Annotated in this window: 20 protein-coding genes; 11 read left to right on the top strand and 9 right to left on the bottom strand. The window is 41.6% G+C overall.

The features are described from left to right. The first annotated feature begins 155 nt into the window (after nucleotides 1-155). Entirely contained in the window at nucleotides 156-1982 is a 1827-nt protein-coding gene (gene pepF / locus ACFPU1_RS06760; RefSeq protein WP_385939653.1) for an oligoendopeptidase F, read from the top strand. 35 nt (nucleotides 1983-2017) lie between these two features. On the opposite strand, the gene ACFPU1_RS06755 is transcribed toward pepF, so the two are convergent. The 5 genes from ACFPU1_RS06755 to ACFPU1_RS06735 form a co-directional block, all read right to left on the bottom strand. Continuing rightward, on the bottom strand, nucleotides 2018-2188 hold the full coding sequence (locus tag ACFPU1_RS06755; protein WP_198153375.1) for a hypothetical protein: 171 nt from the start codon (nucleotides 2186-2188) through the stop codon (nucleotides 2018-2020). A gap of 294 nt (nucleotides 2189-2482) precedes the next feature. Next, the gene (locus tag ACFPU1_RS06750; protein ID WP_385939650.1) at nucleotides 2483-3400 is read right to left on the bottom strand and encodes a ClpXP adapter SpxH family protein; all 918 of its coding nucleotides are present in this window, start codon (nucleotides 3398-3400) and stop codon (nucleotides 2483-2485) included. Nucleotides 3401-3420: 20 nt separating this feature from the next. Beyond that, nucleotides 3421-3804 carry a globin domain-containing protein gene (locus ACFPU1_RS06745; protein WP_054634920.1) on the bottom strand — a complete coding sequence of 128 codons (384 nt, stop codon included), beginning with the start codon at nucleotides 3802-3804 and terminating at the stop codon, nucleotides 3421-3423. Nucleotides 3805-4106: 302 nt separating this feature from the next. Further along, nucleotides 4107-4802: a lytic transglycosylase domain-containing protein gene (locus ACFPU1_RS06740; RefSeq protein WP_385939648.1), complete on the bottom strand. Its 696-nt coding sequence runs from the start codon at nucleotides 4800-4802 to the stop codon at nucleotides 4107-4109. 88 nt (nucleotides 4803-4890) lie between these two features. Further along, complete coding sequence (locus ACFPU1_RS06735; protein ID WP_385939646.1) at nucleotides 4891-5490, bottom strand: CYTH domain-containing protein; 600 nt, start codon at nucleotides 5488-5490, stop codon at nucleotides 4891-4893. A 261-nt stretch (nucleotides 5491-5751) separates the two neighbouring features. Here ACFPU1_RS06735 and ACFPU1_RS06730 point away from each other — a divergent pair, with 261 nt between their 5' ends. The 4 genes from ACFPU1_RS06730 to ACFPU1_RS06715 all read left to right on the top strand — a co-directional run bounded on the left by ACFPU1_RS06730 (nucleotide 5752) and on the right by ACFPU1_RS06715 (nucleotide 8601). Beyond that, nucleotides 5752-6138: a UPF0738 family protein gene (locus ACFPU1_RS06730; RefSeq protein WP_054634916.1), complete on the top strand. Its 387-nt coding sequence runs from the start codon at nucleotides 5752-5754 to the stop codon at nucleotides 6136-6138. An 18-nt stretch (nucleotides 6139-6156) separates the two neighbouring features. Continuing rightward, nucleotides 6157-6777, top strand: a complete 621-nt coding sequence (yjbM, locus tag ACFPU1_RS06725; RefSeq protein WP_385939644.1) for a GTP diphosphokinase — start codon at nucleotides 6157-6159, stop codon at nucleotides 6775-6777. 113 nt (nucleotides 6778-6890) lie between these two features. Beyond that, nucleotides 6891-7685 carry an NAD kinase gene (locus ACFPU1_RS06720; protein WP_054634915.1) on the top strand — a complete coding sequence of 265 codons (795 nt, stop codon included), beginning with the start codon at nucleotides 6891-6893 and terminating at the stop codon, nucleotides 7683-7685. A gap of 19 nt (nucleotides 7686-7704) precedes the next feature. Continuing rightward, a complete protein-coding gene (locus ACFPU1_RS06715) occupies nucleotides 7705-8601 on the top strand; it encodes an RluA family pseudouridine synthase (protein WP_385939642.1) in 897 nt (298 codons plus the stop codon). A 146-nt stretch (nucleotides 8602-8747) separates the two neighbouring features. On the opposite strand, the gene prpE is transcribed toward ACFPU1_RS06715, so the two are convergent. Further along, the gene (prpE, locus tag ACFPU1_RS06710) at nucleotides 8748-9497 is read right to left on the bottom strand and encodes a bis(5'-nucleosyl)-tetraphosphatase PrpE (protein ID WP_385939640.1); all 750 of its coding nucleotides are present in this window, start codon (nucleotides 9495-9497) and stop codon (nucleotides 8748-8750) included. 259 nt (nucleotides 9498-9756) lie between these two features. On the opposite strand from prpE, the gene ACFPU1_RS06705 reads away from it, so the two are divergent. The 4 genes from ACFPU1_RS06705 (at nucleotide 9757) to ptsG (ending at nucleotide 16168) form a co-directional block, all read left to right on the top strand. Next, entirely contained in the window at nucleotides 9757-11826 is a 2070-nt protein-coding gene (locus ACFPU1_RS06705) for a cation:proton antiporter (RefSeq protein ID WP_385939638.1), read from the top strand. A 366-nt stretch (nucleotides 11827-12192) separates the two neighbouring features. Beyond that, the gene (gene fabI, locus ACFPU1_RS06700) at nucleotides 12193-12975 is read left to right on the top strand and encodes an enoyl-ACP reductase FabI (RefSeq protein WP_054634913.1); all 783 of its coding nucleotides are present in this window, start codon (nucleotides 12193-12195) and stop codon (nucleotides 12973-12975) included. 126 nt (nucleotides 12976-13101) lie between these two features. Further along, nucleotides 13102-13935 (top strand): glucose PTS transporter transcription antiterminator GlcT, encoded by an 834-nt coding sequence (gene glcT, locus ACFPU1_RS06695; protein WP_385939636.1) that lies wholly within the window; start codon nucleotides 13102-13104, stop codon nucleotides 13933-13935. 175 nt (nucleotides 13936-14110) lie between these two features. Beyond that, nucleotides 14111-16168: a glucose-specific PTS transporter subunit IIBC gene (gene ptsG / locus ACFPU1_RS06690; protein WP_385939634.1), complete on the top strand. Its 2058-nt coding sequence runs from the start codon at nucleotides 14111-14113 to the stop codon at nucleotides 16166-16168. Nucleotides 16169-16249: 81 nt separating this feature from the next. Here the strand turns inward: ptsG and ACFPU1_RS06685 are convergent, their stop codons facing one another. After that, nucleotides 16250-16645 carry a hypothetical protein gene (locus ACFPU1_RS06685; protein WP_385939632.1) on the bottom strand — a complete coding sequence of 132 codons (396 nt, stop codon included), beginning with the start codon at nucleotides 16643-16645 and terminating at the stop codon, nucleotides 16250-16252. Nucleotides 16646-16862: 217 nt separating this feature from the next. Here ACFPU1_RS06685 and ACFPU1_RS06680 point away from each other — a divergent pair, with 217 nt between their 5' ends. Both ACFPU1_RS06680 and ACFPU1_RS06675 read left to right on the top strand, forming a co-directional pair. Beyond that, complete coding sequence (locus ACFPU1_RS06680) at nucleotides 16863-16955, top strand: YjcZ family sporulation protein (protein ID WP_083465193.1); 93 nt, start codon at nucleotides 16863-16865, stop codon at nucleotides 16953-16955. Between the two features lie 144 nt (nucleotides 16956-17099). Further along, nucleotides 17100-17621, top strand: coding sequence for a CotO family spore coat protein (locus tag ACFPU1_RS06675; RefSeq protein WP_385939629.1), 522 nt, complete (start codon nucleotides 17100-17102; stop codon nucleotides 17619-17621). A gap of 43 nt (nucleotides 17622-17664) precedes the next feature. Here ACFPU1_RS06675 and ACFPU1_RS06670 read toward each other — a convergent pair whose 3' ends face one another. Then, nucleotides 17665-18150: a CotY/CotZ family spore coat protein gene (locus ACFPU1_RS06670; protein WP_054634909.1), complete on the bottom strand. Its 486-nt coding sequence runs from the start codon at nucleotides 18148-18150 to the stop codon at nucleotides 17665-17667. 123 nt (nucleotides 18151-18273) lie between these two features. Further along, nucleotides 18274-20613 (bottom strand): ATP-dependent helicase, encoded by a 2340-nt coding sequence (locus tag ACFPU1_RS06665; protein WP_385939627.1) that lies wholly within the window; start codon nucleotides 20611-20613, stop codon nucleotides 18274-18276. Nucleotides 20614-20754: the final 141 nt, after the last annotated feature.

Below are 20754 nucleotides of genomic sequence, written 5' to 3'. Positions count from 1 at the left end.
GATCCGAAATGATGATTAAGTCATTTATCTTCATCTTTAACATAGCTTTCTTTTTTAAAGGGAAGGATTATAAGGAATAGCCATTTTTGCTGGAGAAACTTTTCATCATTCGTTAAAATTGGAAACAGAATATATATTACGTGGGAGGATGCTAAATGAGTGAAGAGAAGAAGAACAATAGCTTACCGAAACGGGAAGATCTTCCAATTGAAACAACATGGAATTTAGAAGATATTTTTTCCACGGATGAAGAGTGGGAAAAAGAATTTAATCATATAAAAGAGTTGCTGCCTGATTTGCAAGAGTACAAAGGAAAAACGGGAGAATCTGCAGAACAGTTATACGGATTGTTAGTCCTTCAGGATAAAATTGCTGAAAAGCTGGGACGTTTATATACATACGCTCATATGCGTAGCGATGAAGATACAGGGAATTCCTATTATCAAGGCCTAAACGAAAGAGCATCAAGCCTTGCCTCCCAAGCAGGGCAGGCTATGGCTTTTATTGTCCCTGAAATTCTTAACGTACCCGAGGATAAAATCAATGATTTTCTTGAAGAGAAAAAGGAATTGCAGGTATACGCTCACGCACTGGATGAGATCAATAAAAACCGTCCTCACGTATTAAATGAGTCAGAAGAGTCTATTTTGGCTCAAGCGTCAGAAGTAACTTCCGCACCAGGGAACACCTTTGGCATGTTAAACAATGCTGATTTGAAATTCCCTTCCATTGAGGATGAAAACGGGGAAGAAACCCAGGTCACACATGGGCGGCTTCTGACGTTTTATGAAAGTGAGAACCGCCGTGTAAGAAAAGACGCGTTTAAAGCTGTTTATGAGACGTATGGAAAGTATAAAAATACATTTGCCAGCACGTTAAGCGGACAAGTAAAAAGAAATTTATTTTACGCTAACGTCCGTAATTATGAGTCTGCACGCCAGGCAGCGTTAAGTAATAATAACATTCCAGAGGTCGTATATGACCAGCTGGTTGAAACAGTAAACGAACATCTCCATCTCCTTCACAGGTACGTAAGCCTTCGGAAGAAAGTGTTACAGCTTGATGAGATACACAATTATGACTTATACACCCCGCTTGTAAAGGGAGTAGATATGAAAATCAGCTATGAAGAGGCAAAGGAGCATGTTGTAAACGGAGTTCAGCCTCTAGGGGAAGAGTATGTGAGCAAGATAAAAGAAGGCTTTGAAAACCGCTGGATTGATGTGTATGAAAACGAAGGGAAAAGAAGCGGAGCATATTCTTCCGGAGCGTATGGAACGATGCCTTATATTTTGATGAACTGGCAGGATAACGTAAATAACATGTTTACTCTTGCACATGAATTAGGACACTCTTTGCACAGCTATTACAGCAGGGAAAACCAGCCGTTCATTTACTCTGATTACACCATTTTTGTGGCCGAGGTCGCTTCTACATTAAATGAAGCCCTGCTTAATGATTACCTTCTGAAGACAATTGATGACAAGGATAAAAAGCTTTACTTGTTAAACCATTTCCTTGAAGGGTTCAGAGGCACAGTCTTTCGCCAGACTATGTTTGCTGAGTTTGAACAAATCATTCATGAGAAAGGGAAAAATGGTGAACCTCTTACCCCGGATTTGCTGAATGAGACTTATTATAAGTTAAACGAAAAGTATTTTGGAGAAGATATAACTTTGGATGAGGAAATAGGACTCGAATGGGCCAGAATCCCTCATTTCTATATGAATTTTTACGTGTATCAATATGCAACTGGCTATAGTGCAGCGACAGCTTTATCTAAACAAATTTTAGAAGAAGGAGAGCCAGCAGTAGAAAGGTATCTGGAATTTTTAAAATCGGGCAGCTCAGATTATCCTATTGAAGTATTGAAAAAAGCGGGAGTCGATATGACATCCTCTGAACCTATCAAAGAAGCGATGAGTGTGTTTGAGGACACATTGAATGAAATGGAAAAGCTTTTAGAGATGAAGGAAAAATAAGCCATGAAAAAAGGCACAGCCCGAGCTGTGCCTTTTTATGATATCCCCTTAAATTTATTGCGCTCATTTAAACAGTGAACGGTAAAAAGAATAGAAAAAAATAAAGCAAGGCTGCCTGCAGCAACAGGGATAAAATGCATTACCCCCAGTATAAATAAGAAAAAGCTCAATATAATTAGAATGATTCCTACACCAAATGCCAGCACTTTGTCCTCCCCTTTGCCATGAAATTCATTCTTGAATATATGTCCATGACTGAAAGGCTATTCCTTTTTGAAAAGTGAAAAACGTTAGATTGCAAGATAAGGCATGTTGGTTTAATTGTTAATAAATTTTTCAGGTGGAACTTCTGTAGATTTCAGTGAAAAGCCACAGCTCAAGGTCATGCAGCAATGGGCTTTACATAAGGAAGCTGAAGCGCTGCCCGCGGAATAAAAGATACCGTAAATGGCAATATGAAGTAACATGCTGTAAGCAAATGTTGTACTTTGCCTCAGAGCTTAAGAGGATAAATATTTCCAAAAGGTACCGTACTTTACTGGCACCCGCTCCACTTTTCGCTTCAACATCAATTTCTTCAAACAGGATTCAGCCTCTTTGAGAGAAAGATCATAAACTACAGCAACTTCTTTGCTTGCGACGAATTGAAACTTTTCTAAGAAATCCTCCAGAGGAAGTTTGTCTGCCCTTTTGGGCGTAAAGCCCAGCATTTCAGTGAGAATATCAACATATACTTCGTATGGATAGGAGCCAGGTACCTTCAGGCCGGCTTCTTCAATTTTTTCATTAAAGAATACAAAGGTGGGAGCACGGTCTACTTCCATTTCTCTTGTCGTTTTAATATCGCACTGAAGCGCCTTGATGGCACAGGTTGAATGAAAGTCAGATTGAAAGCTGTTTTCGTCCAGTCCTGTTGCTCTGGCGATCTCATAAAGAACCTTTTCGTCAGCCACATTTTGTTTTTCGAGAAAAAGTTTTTCCCTCAGTTTACGACTAAAAGTGGCAGCTTTTGCTCTTCCTTGCATCTCGGCAGCTTTAATGGCAAGTGAAGGGACATAAGAAGAGACAAGAGGGTTTTCCAGCCAGACATCCCCATCACAGGACATCCCTGTTCTTGCTGCCGTTTCTTCAAACCTTAACGCTAAATTCTTAGGGTTTTTCTTATGTTTGGAATCATAAGAATCCCGCGACTCGAGCTGACTTGCAATGAAAAAACGAATAGAAAAATAACTGCCGAATTCAATGATGAATTTCTTTAGAGTGGGTTCAAAGGCCCAACATTCTGGACAAAGAGGGTCTGTAAAGACATATAATTCTATTTTCTTTTTTGGAGTTCTCAGTGCTTCAGCTTCTTCGGCAGAAATTCCGCATATGCCAAGCCAGTCATCACATTGAACCTTTTTCTCCTCTTTTTTCAATGGTCCACACTCCTTTCTGTCTATTCTTCAGGTGTATTGACCATATGGTGTGCAGTAAAAGTTAATCGATCAAAAATGTGTTCACGCAACGGGCCTTCCAAACCAACTTCATCCATAGCCAATTTCATGCAGGAAAGCCATGCCGAGGCACGAGAGGGTGTGATAGGAAATGGCATGTGCCTTGCCCGCAGCCTTGGATGTCCATGCTCTTCGGTGTATAAAGGCGGCCCGCCAAGAAACTGGGTTAAAAATTGTTTTTGTTTTCTGGCTGTTTCTGTTAAGTCCTCAGGAAAGATAGGTGACAGCTCAGGGTGATTCTTCACATGTATATAAAAAGTATCAACAAGGCGGCTTAATGTTTCTTGGCCGCCGATTCCTTCAAATGGGCTTTGTTCTTCTTTCATAGGTTTTCTCCTTTTACGGTTTCCATACTTGTTGTTCTTCCACAATCGTTCTCACTTAAGATAGCGGGAAGGAATATAGATTGCAAGAAAAAAGCTCTGTAAAAATAAACGATTAGATTGAAAGGAATATGAAAAATGACAAATCATTTACAATTTTATTGTAGCAATGCATCTTTATATCAGCAAATATAACGAACTTGTGCTGTACGGTTAAAATGACGGTCTGAACGAGAGGGAAGAAAAGGAGGAAGACAAAAAAGCAGATCCAGTTACAAGCTGGACCTGCTTACATATCATTTTTATTAAGCTAACGAGTGAAAGGTGTTCATAACTTTAGGCACGTATGCCTGCGTTTCTTTAAAAGGAGGAATGCCATTATAGCGGTCTACATTCCCCGGACCTGCATTATAAGCTGCAAGTGCCAGCCGGGTATTGCCATTATAGCGGTTTAGCATATCTTTTAAATACCTTGCACCCCCGTCAATATTTTGTTTAGGGTCATATGGATCATTTACTTTCAGCCACTTTGCTGTGCCCGGCATTAACTGCATTAAACCCTGTGCTCCTGCATGACTTTTGGCGTTAGGATTGAAGTTTGATTCATGCTTTATAACTGAATAAATTAGGCGGGGATCCAGATTATAACGTTCGGCAGCCTCTTCAATTAATTGATTATAGTTTGAAGAAGCAGAGAGTGATTTCTTCTCTGAAGATGACGAGCCCTGAGAAATCTCTGCAGGTGGTGAAGTTTTACTTTTTGATGCAAGCTTCATTGCAGCTTCATGAAAACGCTCAGCTGCGGCAGGTGTTAAAAACAGCGAACGGTCAGCTAACCCTTCCTTTACAGAGCTGGCTTCTGAAAACGAAGAAGGTATTGCTTCTGTCAGGTTTTGTAAGTGGGCGTCAAATGATGAATGAAAAGCTGGGTCTTTTATTGACTTCTGACGGCCGGCTGATCCATCAAAAAACAAGGAACCTGATATAAATGAAATATTCATTACTTTCACCTCGTTAAAGTATACATAAGAGCAAATGGATGGTAAGGAACTTCGAAAAGGATTAGGAGAAATGAACCTAAATGAAAAGCTACTCCGTTTTCTTTGTTAATTCGCTTTTTCTATTAAAAAACCTTTGTATTTTGTTTGGTGTTTCCCTTTTAGGGATGTCATATTTATCTAAGATGGACATCAGTACCTTGTCGACATGGTCTCTACTCTTTCCTTCAAATTCCAGTTCATAATCTTCCTTATCCAAATAAGTGCTGTGGTCAAATACAAGCTCTCCCTTTTGATAAGGAAGCTCTAGACGGTATGTAGTCAGTGTACCTAGGTTGTTTACTTTTTTTATATCGGTTAAGGAAAGAGAAATTTTTAATTGTTTTTCAACTTCTCCCTTAGGGATATGTCCCGTTTGTATTGCTCTTTCTGCTTCTTTTTCGGTTAACAGCTGATTTGTTTCCAGAAGCTCATCTTTGTGGGGTTCTTTCAGAGTCAACATCCATTGATTGTTCTTCTCCCTGATGCGAAGAGCCGCTTTTTTCCCTTTTATTTGAAAATCTTCTGTGTCAAAATAGGTGTTGCGTTGACGTGTGAATTGATCATAAGAAAGGTTCCATTCCTTCATGATGCGTTCAAACTCATCTTTGGTAACCAGATTCTTTCCTTCAATTTCAATATCTTGACCCATAGTTTCTCTCCTTTTATTTATGGTAAAAAATCATTTATTGAATATAAGATAACATGTCTTCAGTATGGGGCAAAAAAGAGGGAGGCTCAATAGAAGCTGTTCTTTAAAGCGCTGCCTCCGACTGAATCTTGTTGAATGATACTGGCTTGTGACAGCCTTCTGTTAGAGTTGAAAAGGCGTGGTGTGGTAAAATAGAAAGGGAATACAGGATTGTTCAGGCTTAGCCCTGCACTATTGATAGAAATATAATGAGGTGAAACCATGCAGCAGCACGTACTTACCATTACGCAAGTGAAAATTAAAGAAAATGAACTATTACTTACTCCTATAGAAGATTGGCCAAAGGATGAGTGGTTGAAACTGAAAGACGGAGAAAGAATGCTTGCAGACTCTGATGCCTTGGCTTTGGTATATATATTGGAGCTTGACGGTCAGTTTGTCCAGCTTCGTTTTCCAAAGCATACGTGGCCCCAATTACATGAAGGCTATCAAAAAGAACTTCCAGCTGTTTTAGATGGACCAGAAAATATAACACTGGGAAAGTTCAAAGAAGAATTGGAATATCTTCTTGATAACATCGAAGGTAACGGGAACTACGGAGAGGATATGGTGGCGGCCTTTGAAAACGCCTTTCAATTAAATAAGTAAGAAGAAGCAGGTGGTCATATGAGCAACTGGGAAGTCTTTTTGTCTCCTTATAAGCAGGCTGTGGAAGAGCTTAAAGTAAAGCTAAAAGGTTTGAGAGAACAGTATCAAAGGTCTTCTCAGCACACGCCTATAGAATTTGTTACTGCGCGGGTGAAGCCAATCACCAGTATCCTTGATAAAGCAAAAAGAAAAAATATGTCTCTGGATCGCCTGGAAGAAATGCAGGATATCGCCGGTGTAAGAATTGTCTGCCAGTTCGTTACCGATATTGATACGATTGTGGCGCTTGTTCATGCACGAAAGGATTTTAAAGTAATTGAAGAAAGAGATTATATTAAAGAAAAGAAAGAAAGCGGGTATCGCTCGTATCACATGGTGGTAAACTACTCTGTCCATACCATTGAAGGACAAAAGGATGTTATGGTGGAAATTCAAGTGAGAACGATGGCTATGAATTTCTGGGCCACCATAGAGCATTCCTTAAATTACAAATACAGCGGGGAGATCCCTGAAGACATTAAGAGACGTCTTCAGCGAGCGGCCGAAGCAGCTTTCCAGCTCGATGAAGAGATGTCCAAAATTCAGGGGGAAGTCCGGGAAGCTCAGCAAATATTATCTCAACAGCGCGGGTCTACATAATTTAAATTCACCATACAAATATCAGCACAGGATATAAAGGACTAATAGAAACCAAAGATAAAACACCAGGATCCAGTTTCTGGTTTATTAATGAAGGACAGGGGACGGGTAACATGAGATACACGGTAACCTCCAGGGGGGATGAAACATCAAACGCCCTCCAGCAAAGAGTAAAAAGTTATTTGAATGATTTTGGCCTTGAATACGATGAAGAGAATCCGGAAATTGTTATTTCTGTTGGGGGTGATGGAACCCTTCTTCATGCTTTTCATCACTATAAAGATAAGCTGGATGACATGTGTTTTGTGGGAGTCCATACCGGCCATTTAGGATTTTACGCTGACTGGAAGCCGGAGGAAGTGGAAAAGCTTGTCATCCATATTGCAAAGACTCCGTTTCAGATTGTGGAATACCCTTTGCTTGAGGTTGTTGTGAGACATTATAATCAACCCCAATCTGACCGCTATCTTGCGATTAATGAATGTACAGTCCAAACCATGGAAGGGTCTTTAGTATGCGACGTGGATATTAAAGGGGAAAATTTTGAAACCTTTCGCGGAGATGGCCTTTGTATTTCAACTCCATCCGGAAGCACAGCCTATAATAAAGCACTAGGAGGAGCGATCTTGCATCCTTCTCTTGCTTCGATGCAAGTAGCAGAGATGGCGTCGATCAATAACCGGGTATACCGGACAGTAGGCTCTCCCCTGGTACTGCCGCAGCACCATACCTGCTTGTTACGACCATTAAACGATGTAGATTTGCAGCTGACAATTGATCATACAACCTTAGTAGACAATAAAGTCAAATCCATTCAATGCCGGGTAGCTGAAGAGAAAGTTCGCTTTGCTCGTTTCAGGCCATTTCCTTTCTGGAAAAGAGTAAAGGAATCATTCATTGGCGACTAACGTAAAAGTGGTGATGTAAATGAATTCGCCTAAAGCTATATGGAGAGTGCCTTCTACCTTTGAAGAAGGCACTCTCCGTTCCTTTTTAAGACATGAAATCGGCATGTCAGGGCGTACGTTGAAAGCGATAAAAAAAGAAGGGAATCTGCTGGTTAACGGAAGAGAGGAAACAGTGCGGGCTTTATTGAAGCCGGAAGATACTGTTACAGTGTGCTTCCCTATGGAGGAACCTTCCGAAGAACTTGAACCATTTTTCTGTCCACTATCTATTTTGTACGAGGACGAACATCTTCTCATTGTTGACAAGCCTGCGGGGATGGCAACGATACCGGGAAGAGGAGAGAGGGGCTGCTCTCTTGCTGAAGCTGTCATCCATTATTACAAAGAACAAAAGATTCCAGCGGCCTTTCATGCTGTAAATCGTTTAGACAGAGATACAAGCGGAATTGTAACGGTAGCAAAGCATCAATATATTCATGAGAGGCTTTCTTTTTTTCAAAAGGAAGGAAGGTCAGTGAGAAGGTATACTGCCGTGGCTGAAGGCAGTGTTGTTCCGAAAAAGGGGCAGATCATTGCACCTATTGGACGCAGGGAAGGAAGCATGGTTGAAAGAATAGTGATCAGCACTGGTGATTATGCAGAAAGCTCGTATAAGGTCATAAAGGAAAAAGACAGTGCCAGTATGATTGAGCTTACATTAGAGACAGGTCGAACCCACCAAATTAGGGTGCATATGTCTCATATCGGGCACCCTCTTGCAGGGGATGACCTGTATGGAGGTTCTCAACGGTATATCCGGCGCCAGGCACTTCACTCGGGTTATTATTCAACGATTCATCCCATATCCTTTCAAAAAATAAACGTTCATTCGTCACTTCCTCCTGACATGGCTCAGGCATGGGAAGCTATTGACTAACAACAGGCTGCAAGGAAGACTTTTCTACAGCCTGTTTTTAAATACCAAAATTTAGAGGGAGGAAAGTCCAGATCAAAATACTCGTGAATCTTGTTCTCGAGAATTCCGGACTTTCTTCCGTGGTAAGAACAGGAGACTTCAAAACTTTAGAGTTCATTTTCTTCGAATTCTCGGAACTTCTCCTGTACAAATGGCATGGTTGAAGGGACAGAGATAAGTTCTTTCTCTGGGTACTTAAAGGCTGTTAAGGCCCCTCCAAATACGCAGCCTGTGTCTATATTGATCGTCCTGTTCAACATTCGGGGTTTTGTAACCGGAGTGTGGCCGTAAACAATCCAGGATTCTCCATTATATTTTTTTGCCCAATCTCTTCTTACAGGAGATCCATTCGGTTCTTTTTCCCCGGTAATATCACCGTATAAGACGAAGGTTTTTACCTTCTTATCATGGCGCCCAATATAATCTTCACGGATTCCAGCGTGGGCGGCTACAATGTTTCCCTCGTCCAGTTCATGATAAAGAGGAGAGCCTTCAAAAAGCTTCATAAAGCGGGCACGAACCTTTTTGTACGTTCTGCGGTCAAGGTTCTCTAATTCTTCAACCGTTGTTTCCAGGCCATGGCTGATCACTATATTCCTTCCTAAAAAGTACCGATACAGCTTATCACAGTGATTGCCAGGGACATAGTAAGCGATATTATTTTCAGTAAGAGAAGAAACAAGCTCTATAACACCAACTGAATCAGGCCCCCTGTCTGTCAGGTCACCGATAAATACGAGTTTCCTGTTATCAGGGTGAGTCCACTTCCCATCGATGTACTTATAGTTCAACGTCGAAAGCATTTCTTTTAATTCATGAAGACACCCATGGATATCGCCTATAAAATCCAATTTCATATCGTTTTTCCTCCTCCAGAATAATTTAAGCGTTTTCCTCTTACAATGGTATAAAAAGACTTTTTATATCAGGTTTTTTGCATTGACGGCAAGAAAGCAATAATGTGATAATGATATCTTTGCAGAGGTAGTCGTCAGCCATACATAGTAGAAGGCGGGCGCTGCCGGTGTAATGAGATTGACCCATTCCCTATTTAAACAGAACAAAAACATGATGGGATAAGCGGGAAAATAAAATGTTTTATAAAGGAGATGGAACATGTATACAGCTATTGGCGATCCGGTTTTAATTTTCGCTTTAGCTATGGTGACGTTTTTGCTTGCCCCAATGCTGATGCACAAATTAAGAACTCCCGGCCTGATTGGCCTTATACTTGCCGGTGTAATCATCGGCCCTAATGGTCTCGGCCTTCTTGAAAGAGACAATACAATTGTTTTACTCGGTACAGTTGGACTATTATATATCATTTTTATTGCGGGGCTGGAGATTGACCTGGAAGGATTTCAGAAATACCGGAGGGACAGTGTCATTTACGGGTCATTTTCCTTTGCTATTCCTTTTTTCCTAGGCTTAGTCCTGGCACTGGTATTGGGTTATTCACTAACAGCTTCTGTATTGCTTGGTTCGATCCTTGGCTCTCATACATTGCTTGCCTATCCGATAGCAAGCCGGCTGGGAATAACAAAAAATAGAGCAATAACCACCACGGTGGGCGGAGTGGTTATAACAGACACAGGAGCCATGCTTGTTCTTGCTATTATTGCAGCAATGACACAAGGACAGATTAATGCTGCTTTTTGGATGGTTCTGCTCGTATCAATTATTCTCTATGTCACTCTTGTTTTTCTTATTTTTCCCTTTTTATCTAAAATATTTTTTAGAAAAACAAGTCATGAAGGATCAAGAGAATACATTTTTGTGATGACAATGTTGTTTGCCAGCGCAGCAGGAGCGACTTTTGCCGGGCTGGAACCCATTATTGGGGCGTTCCTGGCAGGCCTGGCTTTAAACAGGTACATCTTAGAGCATGGTCCGTTAATGAATCGAATCAAATTTGTGGGAAATGCGCTGTTTATTCCATTTTTCCTGTTAAGTGTGGGGATGTTGATGGATGTCCGCCTATTTATAGAGTCGCCAGAGTCCTGGGCTCTTGCGGGCGGGATGATTTTACTCCTTCCCATAGGGAAATGGCTCGCTGTCTATTTTTCCTCTAAATTATTTCATTTTAATAAAACCGAGGAAAAAGTTATGTTTGGGCTTTCCGTGCCGCAGGCAGCGGCCACTCTTGCGGCTACTCTTGTCGGGTACGATCTGGGCCTGTTTGACCAGACGACCGTAAACGGTGTAATCTTTATGATTCTTATTACTTGTATGATTGGCCCATATGTAGTGGAAAAATACGGAAGGCAAATGGCTTTAAACGAGGAAGTAAGCTTTTCGCGTACGAAGCAGGATGCCGGAAGAGTGCTCATTCCACTTTCCCAAACCACCACAACAACCACAGATGCACTGCTCGATCTTGCCTTTTTATTAAGGACACAGCATTCCACAGAGCATGTATATGCGTTACATGTGGTTCAGGATCAGGGGAAACCGGATGCAAAACGGCTCGCTGAAGCAGAGAAAATGCTCGGTCACGCCATCGTTTACGGAGCTGCAGCTGAGGTGCCTGTTCAAATTTTGACCCCAGTTGATGCCAATGTAGCCGCCGGTATTGAACGGGCTTCACAAGAGAAAAGTATAGATACGATTCTTCTTGAGTGGAAGGCTGAAACTTCTACGGAATCAAAAATGTTTGGCCGAAAACTTGACCAGATTCTAGACCTTACTCAGCAGCACCTGATTGTTTCCAAGTTTGCCCATCCAATTAATACAGTAAATAAGCTGGTACTCCTCCTTCCACCTGGAAGTGACCATCAAAGCGGCTTTATGGAATCAGTAATTACTATTAAGAGATTGGCAGCTCAACTAAGTGCTCAGATAGAAGTACTTGTCGTAAAAGATAAGAAAAAACGGTTCGAGGGAATTATCAGTGGAGCTGAACCGCAAGTTACCTTTGACATGAAAGAAGCTGATTCATGGGAAGAGGTTCTGGAGGGGCCCCTTCAGGAAACAAAGAAAGATACCCTTGTTATTTTAATCAGCGGAAGAAGAGGAACAAGTGCGTGGAGTCCTGTATTGGAGGATCTACCCCAGCAACTGGCTACTCTTCCGCCCGAAAGCTTTATGGTGATGTTCCCGCCGATAGATCAAGAGGTGGACGAAAGAGGGGCAAGAGGGACAGAAATACCAAAAACAGTGATGAGAAGAAGCGATTACGAAGATTAAAGGGCTTGGAACAGCCCTCAGACTGTCGAGGAACCCACGCTTTTTTAAAGCGTGGGTTCCTAATGTTTTGGAGAAATGTCGTCTCCCAGCCATTTTATTTGCTCTAAAAATGCAAAAACACCCCTTAGCTGGCTGTGAGGCAGCTGAAGCGTTGCCCGGGGAAAGCGTCTGTTTGGAGCGTATCTGAGGAGTCTCATTAATCATTATATAAAAAGCTATGGGAAGAAAAGTCTCTCTACAGCCCTTTATCTTTTTGTGTCAGGTCAATTTTTGATTGGTAGGATAAAGAAAAAAAACATGTTATACTTTCTTATGACCAGGTGATAAGAACAAGGGAAAATAATAAAGATAGAAAGGGGTTAGAAAATGAATTTATCGTTAGAAGGACGTACATATGTTGTGATGGGCGTAGCAAATAAAAGAAGCATTGCATGGGGGATTGCCCAAAGCTTATCCAAAGCAGGAGCCCGCCTCGTATTCACTTATGCAGGAGAGCGCCTGGAGAGAAACGTTCGCCAGCTTGCAGACAGCCTTGAGAAGGATGACTCTGTGGTCCTGCCATGTGACATTAGTGATGATGAAGCAATTGAATCAGCCTTTCAAACGATCAAAGAGGAAGTAGGAGTGATCCACGGCCTCGCACACTGTATTGCTTTTGCCAACAAAGAAGAGCTTGAAGGAGACTATTTAAATACTACGAGAGATGGATTTTTGCTAGCTCATAATATCAGCGCTTATTCCTTGACTGGAGTAATGAAAGCTGTGAAAAACCTTGACTTGATGAGCGAAGGCGGATCAGTTGTAACTATGACGTATCTTGGCGGAGAGCAGGTAGTGAAAAATTATAACGTAATGGGAGTAGCGAAAGCTTCTTTGGATGCAAGCGTGAAATATCTGGCTAACGACCTTGGAAAAGATGGAATTCGTGTAAATTCTATCTCTGCAGGTCCTATCCGTACCCTGGCTGCCAAAGGAATTGCTGGATTTAACGATGTGATTAAGGAAATGGAAGAACGGGCACCACTGCGCAGAGCGGTCACCCAGGAAGAAGTAGGCGATACAGCCTTATTTCTTATGAGCGATTTATCCCGTGGCATCACAGGAGAAATGCTCCACGTTGATGGAGGATATAACATCATTGGGATGTAAACAATAAGAGAAACAAGTGCTTAAAACGCTTCGCCGGTGTTTATAAGCACTTGTTTTTTTTTGTTGACACCTTTGGGTCACAGCTATAAGATCAAAGAGATAAACACGGGTAAATGAGGGTTTAAGATGAAAGTATTAAAAGTTCTGAATAACAATGTCGTCATTGCAGAGCACGAAGAATTTGAAGAAGTCATATTGACAGGCAAGGGAATTGGTTTTGGAAAGAAAACAGGTGACTCAGTAGGAGAGGAAAAAGCAGAAAAGTTTTTTATTTTGCATGGAAAAGAAGAGCAAGAGCAATATAAGCAGCTTTTAAACGAGGTAAGTGAAGACTTTATTGCCTGCATGAATGAAGCGATGTCATTTGTTAAAGAACAATATAAGTTTGAGCTAAATGAACATATCCACATTGGTTTGACTGACCATTTATTTTTTGCCGTGCGCCGTTTGCAGCAGGGGATGGAGATCAAGAATCCTTTCCTTCATGAAACTGAACTTGCTTATCCTAAGGAATACGCAGCCGCTGAAGAAATTATTGAGTATATGAATAGATGTGTGGGGGTTTCACTTCCTAAAGGGGAAATTGGATTTGTTACGTTGCATCTGCATAGTGCAGTTTCTAATCGCTCATTATCAGATGTTAATAAACACACACAGCTGGTGTCTAATCTCACAGAGGTGATTGAAAAAAGTCTAAATATTGAGCTGGATCCTAAGGATATGAACCACCAACGACTTTTCAGACATTTACACCAAGCTATTCAGCGCATACAAAATAATACTTACAATGAGGAAGAGCCCCATTCTTTAAAAAAGGTGTTGATGGAAGAATATCCTGTGTGCTACAATTTGTCCTGGAAGTTGATAAAAATTATGCAGCATTCCTTACAGACAACAATACCCGACAGTGAAGCGGTTTATTTAACGCTTCATATGCAAAGGCTTTCAAGAACTAAATAATAAACGTGGATGAACTTATTCCGTGTTACTGGTAAAGCAGGCATGAGAGAAAAAGTTAGATGTCCAGATGCTGATGGCAGGGAGCAGTGTGTGCTCTTTTGACCATTGCTTATCTGGCCTCTATTTTCTCTCATGCCTTTTTTATATTTATTTATACTTATTAGGAGGATAAAAGATGAAAAACGCGTTTGGTATATTACAGCGTATTGGGCGTGCATTGATGCTCCCTGTAGCCATCCTGCCTGCAGCAGGGATTTTACTGGCGTTTGGGAACGCCATGCAAAATCCTGACATGATCGCTATCATGCCTTTCTTGGAGGCTGGACCCGTCGAGCTTATAGCTCAGCTGATGGAAGACGCAGGAGGGATTGTATTTGACAACCTGCCGTTAATTTTTGCCATCGGGGTAGCTTTGGGACTTGCCAATGGTGATGGTGTTGCCGGGTTAGCTGCAGTGATTGGATTTTTAATTATTAACGTAACGATGGGAGTAATAGGCGGGGTTGAATCTGACATGGTTGATGGAAGCCCGGCCTATGCGGAAGTATTAGGGATTCCGACGTTGCAGACGGGTGTTTTCGGCGGAATTATTGCAGGGATACTTGGCGCATACATGTATAACAAATATTATAATATTGAATTGCCTTCATACCTTGGCTTTTTTGCTGGAAAACGGTTTGTTCCGATTGCTACCGCCTTTGGCGGGTTGTTCATCGGGATCGCCTTGAATTTTATCTGGCCAACTGTACAGGATGGCCTGAACACATTTTCATATTTTATGACCGAATCTAACCGTACATTGGCTGCTTTTATTTTTGGAGTCATTGAAAGAGCATTGATTCCGTTTGGCCTTCATCATATATTCTATTCCCCGTTTTGGTTTGAATTTGGTTCGTATGTAAATGCTGCCGGGGAAACGATTCGCGGGGACCAGCGGATTTTCTTTGAACAAATTCGGGAAGGAGCTGACCTGACAGCAGGAACATTCATGACCGGTAAATATCCGTTCATGATGTTTGGGCTACCGGCCGCTGCGTTAGCTATTTACCATTGTGCAAGAGAAGACCAAAAAGTATATGTGGCTGGTATCATGGGCTCTGCAGCTCTTACTTCATTTTTAACTGGTATTACTGAGCCTATTGAATTTAGTTTCTTATTTGTTGCTCCTTTGTTGTTTGCCATTCATGCAGTTTTTGCTGGTTTATCTTTTATGGTAATGCACATTCTAGGGGTTCAAATTGGCATGACCTTCTCAGGGGGAGTCATTGATTTCTTCTTGTTTGGGATACTGCCTAACCGAACAGAATGGTGGCTGGTGATACCGGTTGGTCTTGCTTTTGCCCTAATTTATTACTTTGGTTTCCGTTTTGCGATTAAGAAGTTTAACCTGATGACCCCTGGACGTGAGAAGCCAAAAGAAAAGCAGCAAGGCGATACGGGAGAAACCAAAGAACTTCCTTATGAAGTCTTAAAGGCATTTGGTGGACAGGAAAATTTAAATCAGCTTGATGCATGTATTACACGTCTTCGTATCAGCGTCAATGATAAAAGCAAAGTAAATAAAGACCGCCTAAAAGAGCTTGGAGCATCGGGTGTGATGGAAGTAGGAAATAATGTCCAAGCGATCTTTGGCCCTCAATCAGATGCTCTTAAATCCCAGATGCAGGATATTATTGCAGGAAAAGTACCAACCGAGCCTGCAACAAATGAACCCTCATTTGATCCCAAGAAAGAAGCTCAGCCTGCAGTGCCGGCAGCTGTAAATGAGAAAGAACTATTTAGTCCTGCGAGTGGAGAAATACTTGATATTTCAGAAGTGCCTGATGAGGTGTTTGCTGGAAAGATGATGGGTGATGGGTTTGCGATCAATCCTTCAGAAAACATTTTTGTCTCGCCAGTTGATGGGACAATTATTAATGTGTTTCCAACAAAACATGCGATAGGAATTAAGTCAGAGAATGGGCTGGAAATTCTTCTTCATATTGGGATTGACACGGTAAATATGAAAGGAGAAGGCTTTGAAGTATTTGTGGAAGAAGGAGAGAAGGTAAAAGCCGGGCAGCCTTTGGTGAAAGCTGATTTAGACTTGATTGAAAGAAAAGCGAAGTCAGCGATCACACCTCTAGTGTTTACCAATTTAACTGATGGTGAATATATACAAGTAACAAAGAACGGTCAAGTGCTGAAAGAGGAAAAAGTCGCTTTTGTAAAAAAGGATGCCGGCGCCTCATAACTCAAACAAAAAGCGGAGGGGGTATTCCCCCCTTCGCTTTTTTATCTTCATGTAAGAAAGGGTAAGAGCAAAAGTTATCCTTTAAAAAAACTGGCCCCATAGCCAAGGAAAAAGCCCGGTACCTGGCTGGCCTGGAGCACCCGGTCCTGGAGTGGTTCCCCATGGAGGTCTCGGACGGGGAGGCCTTGGACGGGGACGAGGACGAGGACGAGGAGGAATTGGACCATAGTATGGAGCAATGCCGATTAAGTCAGAATAATGAACTTGAATATATTGAGGTGTGACCCGGCCTTCTCGATACATAAATAAAGATACCATTCCTGTGCGCGGATTATACTCTAGGACATAAGCCACTACTTCGCCGTACCCTGGAATCGAGGTAGTAATCCATTGATTTACGTACCGGCTGATCACCTGCGGAGGGATCATTTGGACAGTGGGCTGCTGCCGAACATCCTGATAGTCTTCAAACCACATATTTTTTCTCTCCTTATTTTCTATCTAAGTCACTTTCTTTTCCCTATACCATATGTAGAAGGAATATCTAGTGTGCGAATGCCTGAAAAATGGCTGATAAGTGAAACGAAGATAGGCACCAGCCCTAATTGCGTAAGAAAACACACCATCAAAAAACATTTGCATATAGCTATGGTGAGAGAGATTTCTCAAGAACCAATTTAAAGGAGGAATTTTAATGTCTGGATATGGAGCAGGATACGGCGGATTTACTTTAATTGTTGTGTTGTTTATTTTGCTTGTAATTGTTGGAGCAGCTTACGTGTGTTAATTATTAACGCCGGTATACCCGGCGTTTTTTTTTATTTTCTGTTTCTTTTTTATCTTTTAGACCATAAAGAAGAAAGAAAACAACGTCTACCTCTGTATTTTACACATACATATAAAGAAAAGATTAAAAAAGGAGGGGAAACTTTTGTCCACTTACAATCAAAAAAAACCGGTGCAGCAACCCCTTTATTATATTGACCAGCCTCAATTTAAAAGTTCAGACGCCCCCCAGCAGATGTTTGCTGTAAAGAGGAAGCTTTCTGATAAGAAAGCAAGAGAAGAAAGAAAGCCAAAGCAGCGGAAGGAAAAAGGGGCAAAAAACGAACAAAAGAACATGAATGAAAAAGAAAAGGATATTTTAAGGCTTGAACAAGGACAGGGTATAGAGGAAACGATAAAAAAAGAAAACAGAGAGAATGAAGAACTGATACTAAATAAACAGCCTGATTTTAACGTGCCAAAAGAAGTAAAAGAAACCATTGCCTATTTAAAAACCGTGCCTCATTTTATTCATCCGGTTATTACATGTGAGACTGATGAACAGTATTATGAGGGATATTTTAAATCCTACCAGAATCAAACCATAACTCTTGAAACTAGAGACACCTTTACCACAGTCTCAGTCCATGAAAAAGATATTAAACATTTAGCTATTACAAGCTTATAAGATAATGAAGAAAACCCTCCTCGTATGTGAGGAGGGTTGTTCTTTATTTGCTGCAATGATGACGGCGGTCATCGATCGGTCCGACTAATGCCGGATCCAGGCATTGAATGGCACAGAAGCATTTTAAGTCAACTTCAATACAGAACCTTGTTCTTTCAAGAGCAGTCACATCGCAAAGGAACGTTGGATCAATGCAGCTGCCATGGAAGTCCACTGTTGCATCCGGGCGCAGCAAAGACAATGTAGCGCAGCATTTAGCTTCATCCAGCTCTTCTACTCTGAAAAAGACGGTTGCAAAGCAGTCATCTCCTCCAATATCTCCAAAAGCATGGAACATATCGCCTTTTTTATCTTTTAGGATAAACGGGATGGTATCCATGGTAGTAGGTCTGCCTTTTGGACTTAATAAATTAGTAAAACAGCTGTTTACGCAGTCATCTGCTGGTCTGACTCTATCTTGTGCATCTTTAATGGCAGCAACTGCATCACATACACAGTGGCCAGTATCATGCTTTTTTCCACAACCCATGTTTTTCACTCCTTCTTAATCTTTTCCATACCATCATATAAAGATAGGTGGAAATTGGTGAGTGAAATCTGGGAAATTTGACTATTTAGGCGTGCCAAAAAAAAGTAAAAGCCACCCTTTTCTTTATGGGTGGCCGGCTTTTATTGTTTTATGGGTAGATGGAAGATGCTTTTGTCCCCGGAGTTCCTTTATAAAACGGGAAGCTCTGGCCTTGCTTTCCCGGCGGTACTGGGGCACAGAGATGGCAACCTTTTTCTTCGCCCGGGTCAAGGCAACGTACATTAACCGCCGCTCTTCTTCAAGGTAACTGCTTTTCCCTTCTCTGAGCATTTCAAGGGAATGGTCGTGGGGGAGTCCGCCTTCTACTGCCCCTAATATATAGACATTCTCAAATTCCAATCCTTTAGATTGATGAATGGTCATAATTTTCACGGCTTGAGCTGGCTCGCCTTCTTTTTTCATCAGCTCACATTGCGCCGTCATATGATCGGCATGTTCTAGAAAACTGGATACTGTATCATGTCTGCGTGCTGCCGTTTCAAGATCTTTGATATCGTCAGAGCCTCTTTCCAGTTTATTTCCTTCTTTCCCGTTCTTTTTTACATATTCTTTTAATCCAAGGTCCTGCTGCAGAACTTTCAGGGCTTCTATAGGTTCCTTCCTTTTCAAAGAAGGAATCTTAGGGATAATTTTTTTAAGCTTTGTCCGTTGGAATTCCTGGAGGCCTGAAAGCAAAGGCAGTGCTTCAAGGAGCGTGATATCTTCATTAATAGAAAGCACGCGGGCATCATTATATGCTGACTGCTTAATAAACAATGCAGACATGAGTTCGCGGACGGCGTTTCCATCGTCAGGATTAATGGATAATCGAAGATAAGCAAGCGCTTTGCGAATATGCTTTTTTAAATAAAATGCTTCCTGGTTTCCGTAAGACGTAAATGGAACGTTAGATTCCAGCAGCCGTTCAAATAATGCTCTCCCTGCCGAATGAGTACGGTATAATACAGCAAAATCGTTAGGAGAAGAACCCTGTTCAAGCTGTTGCTTGATGTCTGTAACGGTTGCTGTAGCTTCCTCTTCTTCATTCAATGGATAATACAGAAGAGGGGAATGGCCTGCAGGCTCTATCGACTTCATTTCTTTTTCATGTCTTGCCTGGTTGTTAGTAATGACCTGGTTAGCCAATGTAATAATCGGAGACGTAGAGCGGTAGTTGTCTTCTAAGGTAACTGTTTTGGCTTCCGGAAAATTATCAGTGAATCTGAGTATAAAAGAAGGATCGCTTCCCCTGAATCCATAGATAGACTGGTCATCATCACCAACCACACATAGGTTACGATAGCGTGCCGTCAGCAGCTGTACAATTTCATATTGAATAGGGTTTATATCCTGATATTCATCAATCAGAAGATATTTAAAACGTTCCTGATATCGTTCTAACAGTTCCGGGTTCGCTTGGAGCATTTTTAAACAGCCAGTCTGCATATCGTCAAAATCAAAAAGGCCTTTTTGCTCCTTGACCTCTTCGTAATAAGAAAACAAAGAAAGTGTTTGTTCTTCAAAGGGATCAGCGGATTCTATCTCTTGAGGAGACTTTCCTTGGTTTTTCCACTGGCTGATTTGCAGCAGGGCTTGATCATAAGCAAAAGAGCGGTCATCGAGTCCGAGCTCTTTCCCTTTTTCTTTTAAGATTCCTTCTTGCTTCCAATTTTCCTTTAAAAGGCGGTGCTGCTGCCATTTCTCCTTTTCATGGTGAATCAGCATTTTATAAAAGATGCTGTGAAACGTTCCGGCTAAAAGACCTGATAGATTAATATGGCCCAGACCGGGAAGGGTTTGGAGACGTCTTTTCATTTCTTTGGCTGCTTTTACTGTGAAAGTGATAAGCGCCAATCTATTAGGAGGAATCTCTTCTGTCGTCAGCATATACGCTGTCCGGGCTGTTAACACTCTGGTTTTACCGCTGCCTGCTCCGGCTAAGATAAGGAGCGGACCATCAGTAGTATGGACGGCTTCCCACTGAGGCTGGGTTAACGAAAGGCTGTGCCTGTCGAGAAATTGTTTATAAAGGTCACCTGTTGGTTCCTTTCGCTGGGAGAGACTGCATTCTGTGGGAACTGTTACCCACAGAGGACTGCGCCATAAATGTGTAGTATTTTCTTCAGTTGTTCCTTCGGATATTGATCTGCTTTTTGGTAATTCAAATCCGTTGTTTTCTATAGGAGACGTGTCCTTCGTTTGAATATGCTTGGCAAGCTTTTCAGCCTCTGAGAGGCAAAAAGAATCATCCCCTGGGTGATGAAAAGACAGGGGATGGTGGATACCGACTTTCGCATGGATCGGAGCACGGCACACAGGGCATAACACTTGTCCTTTGCTTGCACTGCTGACCACACGCTGCCAATGGTACCTGTCTACTTTCTCTGTATGAATCAGCTGCTCTTGAAACAAGGCTACTTTCATTCAAAATCTCCACCCTATATGCTTAATATCGTGTTTGGTAAGCTACCTTATTATCCTATCAAAAGGTGGGCAAAGGGAAAAGGTAAGTCTTGGTTAAAAGTATATTTTTTTAAGAATGAGGGTATAGTACTATAAACCATT

The organism is Thalassorhabdus alkalitolerans (genome assembly GCF_042656525.1).
Lineage (GTDB): Bacteria > Bacillota > Bacilli > Bacillales > Marinococcaceae > Thalassorhabdus > Thalassorhabdus alkalitolerans.
The sequence above is the reverse complement of the archived record's forward strand: the minus strand, read 5'-3'. Positions and strand labels throughout refer to the sequence as shown.